We start from the raw sequence: 4,252 nt of genomic DNA on the forward strand, positions 1-4,252 counted from the left end.
GGGCAGCGCGGCCCGTGCTACCCGAGCAGACGTACCCGAACAACCGGAAGAACTGAGGACTCCATGCCCAAGTCGAAGACCCACGGCGGCACCGCGAAGCGATTCAAGGTGTCCGGCAGCGGGAAGATCCTGCGCCAGAAGGCCGGCCGTCGCCACCTGCTCGAGCACAAGTCCTCGCGCGTCACCCGTCGTCTCGACGGCACCGCTGTCGTCGCCGCCGCCGACGCACCGCGCATCAAGCGTCTGCTCGACATCTGACCTTTCCGACCGACCAACCCGGGGGCGAGTCTCTGCCCCCCGAAACTGACAGGATATTTCAGTGGCACGCGTGAAGAGGGCAGTCAACGCCCAGAAGAAGCGCCGTTCGATTCTCGAAGCTTCCAAGGGCTACCGCGGACAGCGCTCGCGGCTGTACCGCAAGGCCAAGGAACAGCAGCTCCACTCGCTGACCTACGCCTACCGCGACCGTCGTGCGCGCAAGGGTGACTTCCGCAAGCTGTGGATCAGCCGCATCAACGCCGCTGCCCGCGCCAACGACATCACCTACAACCGGTTCATCCAGGGCCTCAAGGCCGCCGGTGTCGAGGTCGACCGCAAGATCCTCGCCGAGCTCGCCGTCTCCGACGCCGAGGCATTCGCGGGTCTGGTCGCCGTCGCGAAGGCCGCGCTGCCGGCCGACGTGAACGCTCCGGCAGCCTGAGTGCCGCGCTGAACGACACGACAGCACAGCGACGACCCGTGGATCCGCTCACCGAGCGCACTCCACGGGTCGTTTCTGCTGTGAAACTGCAGCGCACCTCCGAACGCCGCAAGACCGGCCGGTTCCTCGTCGAAGGGGAGAACTCGGTCGCCGAGGCACTCGGCACCGCGACGGTCCACGAGGTGTTCGTCACCGGCGACGCAGCAGACCGATATCCCGGTCTGCTCGACGCCGCACACGGTCGACGCATCCGCGTCTCGTTCGTCACCGACCGCGCTGCCGCACGACTGTCGGACACCGTCACCCCGCCGGGGATCATCGCCGTGTGCGACCTGTTCGACGTGCCGCTCGACCGTGCGCTGTCGTCGCAGGCCCGGCTCCTCGCGGTGCCCGTCGAGGTCGGGGAGCCCGGCAATGCCGGCACCGTGATCCGGGTTGCCGACGCGGTCGGTGCCGACGGTGTGATCCTCGCCGGCGACAGCGTCGACCCGCACAACGGCAAGTGCGTCCGCTCGTCGGCCGGCAGTGTGTTCCACCTGCCGGTCGTCAGGGAACGCGACACCGACCGGGTGCTGGACAGCCTCGCCGCTGCCGGTGTGCAGGTACTGGCCACCGCCGCCGACGGTGAGGTGGATCTCGACGACGCCGACGAGTTGCTCACCGCACCCACCGCCTGGCTGTTCGGTAGCGAAGCGCACGGACTGGACCCGCGGATCGCCGCCCGGGCCGGTCACCGCGTGCGGATTCCCATCCGGGGCCGTGCCGAATCCCTGAACCTGGCCACCGCCGCGTCGATCTGCCTGTATGCCAGCGCGCGGGTGCAGCACCGCGCACCCGGGCCGATCGCCTAGGATTTGTCTGTTGCGCGCCGGACCCCGATCCCGGCCGCTGCAGAAAGCACCGTTCGCCGGAAGAAGGAGTTGCACCGGTCGTGGCCAACAATGAGGGCGGCACCCCGCCGGCAGTGGACCCGAGCGCGCTGACCGAGGAGGCGCTCGCCGCGGCCGAGAAGGCCGCGCAGGACGCGTTCGCCGTCGCCACCGACCTCGATGCGCTCGCGCAGGCGAAGATCGAGCACCTCGGTGACCGGGCGCCCATCTCGCTCGCGAAACGGGCGCTCGGTTCGTTGCCGGGCACCGAGCGCGCCGACGCGGGGAGACGTGTCAACGCGCACCGCACGGTCGTGCAGGCGGCGTTCGACGAACGCAAGACACAGTTGCAAGCCGAGCGCGACGCCGCTGTCCTCGTCGCCGAGGCCATCGACGTGACCCTTCCGGCGAGCCGTCGTCCGGCCGGTGCCCGGCACCCGATCACGATCATCTCCGAGCAGGTCGCGGACGTCTTCGTCGCGATGGGCTGGGAGGTCGCCGAGGGCCCGGAGGTGGAGACCGAGCACTTCAACTTCGATGCCCTGAACTTCCTGCCGGACCACCCGGCGCGGACCATGCAGGACACCTTCCACATCGCCCCCGAGGGGTCACGGCAGGTGCTGCGCACCCACACCTCGCCGGTGCAGGTGCGGACCATGCTGTCCCGCGACATTCCCATCTACGTGGTGTGCCCGGGGCGCACCTTCCGCACCGACGAACTCGACGCCACCCACACCCCGGTGTTCTCACAGGTGGAAGGTCTCGCCGTGGACAAGGGCCTGACGATGGCGCATTTGCGCGGCACCCTCGACGCGTTCGCCCGCGCCCTGTTCGGCCCCGACACCCGCACCCGCATGCGTCCGAACTACTTCCCGTTCACCGAGCCGTCCGCCGAGGTCGACGTGTGGTTCCCGAACAAGAAGGGCGGCGCCGGCTGGGTGGAGTGGGGCGGCTGCGGCATGGTCAACCCCAACGTGCTGCGCGCGTCGGGCATCGACCCGGACGTGTACACGGGGTTCGCGTTCGGAATGGGACTCGAACGCACCCTGCAGTTCCGCAACGGCATCTCCGACATGCGCGACATCGTCGAAGGCGACGTGCGATTCACCCTGCCGTTCGGTGTGCAGGGCTGACACCCACCCCGAACCCGTCAACTCCCGAGCATCGAACGAACGAGAAAGCTGAACTCACGTGCGAGTAGCGCAATCCTGGCTGACCGAGATCCTGCAGCGTGCCACCCCGGAGTGGAACGTCACCGCGGAGGAACTCGACGCGGGATTCGTCCGGGTCGGTCTCGAGGTGGAAGAAGTCGACATCCTCGACCGTATCGACAACCTTGTCGTCGGCCGGGTCGTCGAGATCATCGAGCTCACCGAATTCAAGAAGCCGATCCGGTTCTGCCAGGTCGACGTCGGTGAAGCCGAGCCGCGTGGCATCGTGTGCGGTGCCCGCAACTTCGCCGAGGGTGACCTGATCGTGGCCGCGCTGCCCGGCGCCGTGCTGCCCGGCGACTTCGTCATCGCGACCCGCACAACCTACGGCCGAGTATCCGACGGCATGATCTGTTCGATCGCCGAACTCGGCATCGGCAAGGACCACTCGGGCATCCTCGTACTCGAGGAGGGCAGCGCGGTACCCGGCACCGACGCCAACGACCTGCTCGGCCTCGGCGATACCGTCATCGAACTGAACATCACTCCGGATCGCGGCTACTGCTTCTCGGTGCGCGGTCTCACCCGCGAACTCGCGTGCGGATTCGACCTGGAATTCTCCGATCCGGCGCAGGTCACCCCGAACCCCGCCGACGGTGAGGCCTACCCGGTCCGGCTCGAACCGGAGTCGGGCGCCACCCGCTTCGCCGCGCGCAAGGTCACCGGCATCGACCCCGACGCGGTGTCGCCGTGGTGGCTGCAGCGGCGACTGCTCACCGCCGGGGTGCGTCCGATCTCCCCGGCCGTCGACGTCACCAACTACGTGATGCTCGAACTCGGGCAGCCGCTGCACGCGTTCGATGCGGCGACCCTGCGGGGTGAACTCGTCATCCGGCGGGCTCGCGCGGGGGAGAAGCTCACCACCCTCGACGGCGTCGCGCGCGACCTCGATCCCGAGGACGTCGTCATCACCGACGACTCCGGGGTCATCTCCCTGGCCGGCATCATGGGCGGCGCCACCACCGAGGTCGGTGACGCCACCACCGATGTCCTGCTGGAAGCCGCGACGTGGGATGCGCTGGCGGTGTTCCGCGGCAACCGCAGACACAAGCTCTCCAGTGAGGCAGGCAAGCGTTTCGAGCGCAACGTCGACCCCGAGGTGGCGTTGCCCGCGCTGGACCGGGCGGCGTCGCTGCTGGTGGAGATCGCCGGTGGGCGCGTCGAACCGCTCCTGACCGATGTGTCGTTCCCGGTCGAGCCGGTTTCGATCCGGATGGACATCGACCTGCCGGACCGGGTCGCCGGGGTGACCTACCCGAACGGCACGGCCGCGCGTCGGCTCACCCAGATCGGTTGCGGCGTCGAGGTCGGGGTCGGGGTCGACGGGCACGGTCAACTGATCGTGACGCCGCCGTCGTGGCGCCGCGACCTGCGGCAACCCGCGGATCTGGTGGAGGAGGTGCTCCGCCTCGAAGGTCTCGAGCAGATCCCGTCGGTGCTGCCTGCCGCCCCGGCCGGGCGCGGGCTGACAC

At 69.0% G+C, this 4,252-nt stretch carries 5 protein-coding genes; all 5 read left to right on the forward strand.

All coding sequences use genetic code 11. From position 1 onward, the window contains the following. The first annotated feature begins 63 nt into the window (after positions 1 to 63). Positions 64 to 258, forward strand: coding sequence for a 50S ribosomal protein L35 (gene rpmI, locus WAX14_RS08625; RefSeq protein ID WP_422627672.1), 195 nt, complete (start codon positions 64 to 66; stop codon positions 256 to 258). Between the two features lie 61 nt (positions 259 to 319). Further along, positions 320 to 700: a 50S ribosomal protein L20 gene (gene rplT / locus WAX14_RS08630; RefSeq protein WP_006553977.1), complete on the forward strand. Its 381-nt coding sequence runs from the start codon at positions 320 to 322 to the stop codon at positions 698 to 700. 38 nt (positions 701 to 738) lie between these two features. Next, on the forward strand, positions 739 to 1,551 hold the full coding sequence (locus WAX14_RS08635) for a TrmH family RNA methyltransferase (RefSeq protein WP_422627673.1): 813 nt from the start codon (positions 739 to 741) through the stop codon (positions 1,549 to 1,551). A gap of 80 nt (positions 1,552 to 1,631) precedes the next feature. Next, on the forward strand, positions 1,632 to 2,702 hold the full coding sequence (pheS, locus tag WAX14_RS08640; protein ID WP_422627674.1) for a phenylalanine--tRNA ligase subunit alpha: 1,071 nt from the start codon (positions 1,632 to 1,634) through the stop codon (positions 2,700 to 2,702). Positions 2,703 to 2,760: 58 nt separating this feature from the next. Further along, on the forward strand, positions 2,761 to 4,252 hold a 1,492-nt coding region (pheT, locus tag WAX14_RS08645; protein WP_422627675.1), incomplete at its 3' end, for a phenylalanine--tRNA ligase subunit beta.

This window comes from Rhodococcus sp. (in: high G+C Gram-positive bacteria) (assembly GCF_049299235.1).
Lineage (GTDB): Bacteria > Actinomycetota > Actinomycetes > Mycobacteriales > Mycobacteriaceae > Rhodococcus.

What these genes read in the sequence shown, in the direction of transcription:
- rpmI (WP_422627672.1), top strand. Translation starts at nt 64, where the DNA reads ATGCCCAAGTCGAAGACCCACGGCGGCACCGCGAAGCGATTCAAGGTG.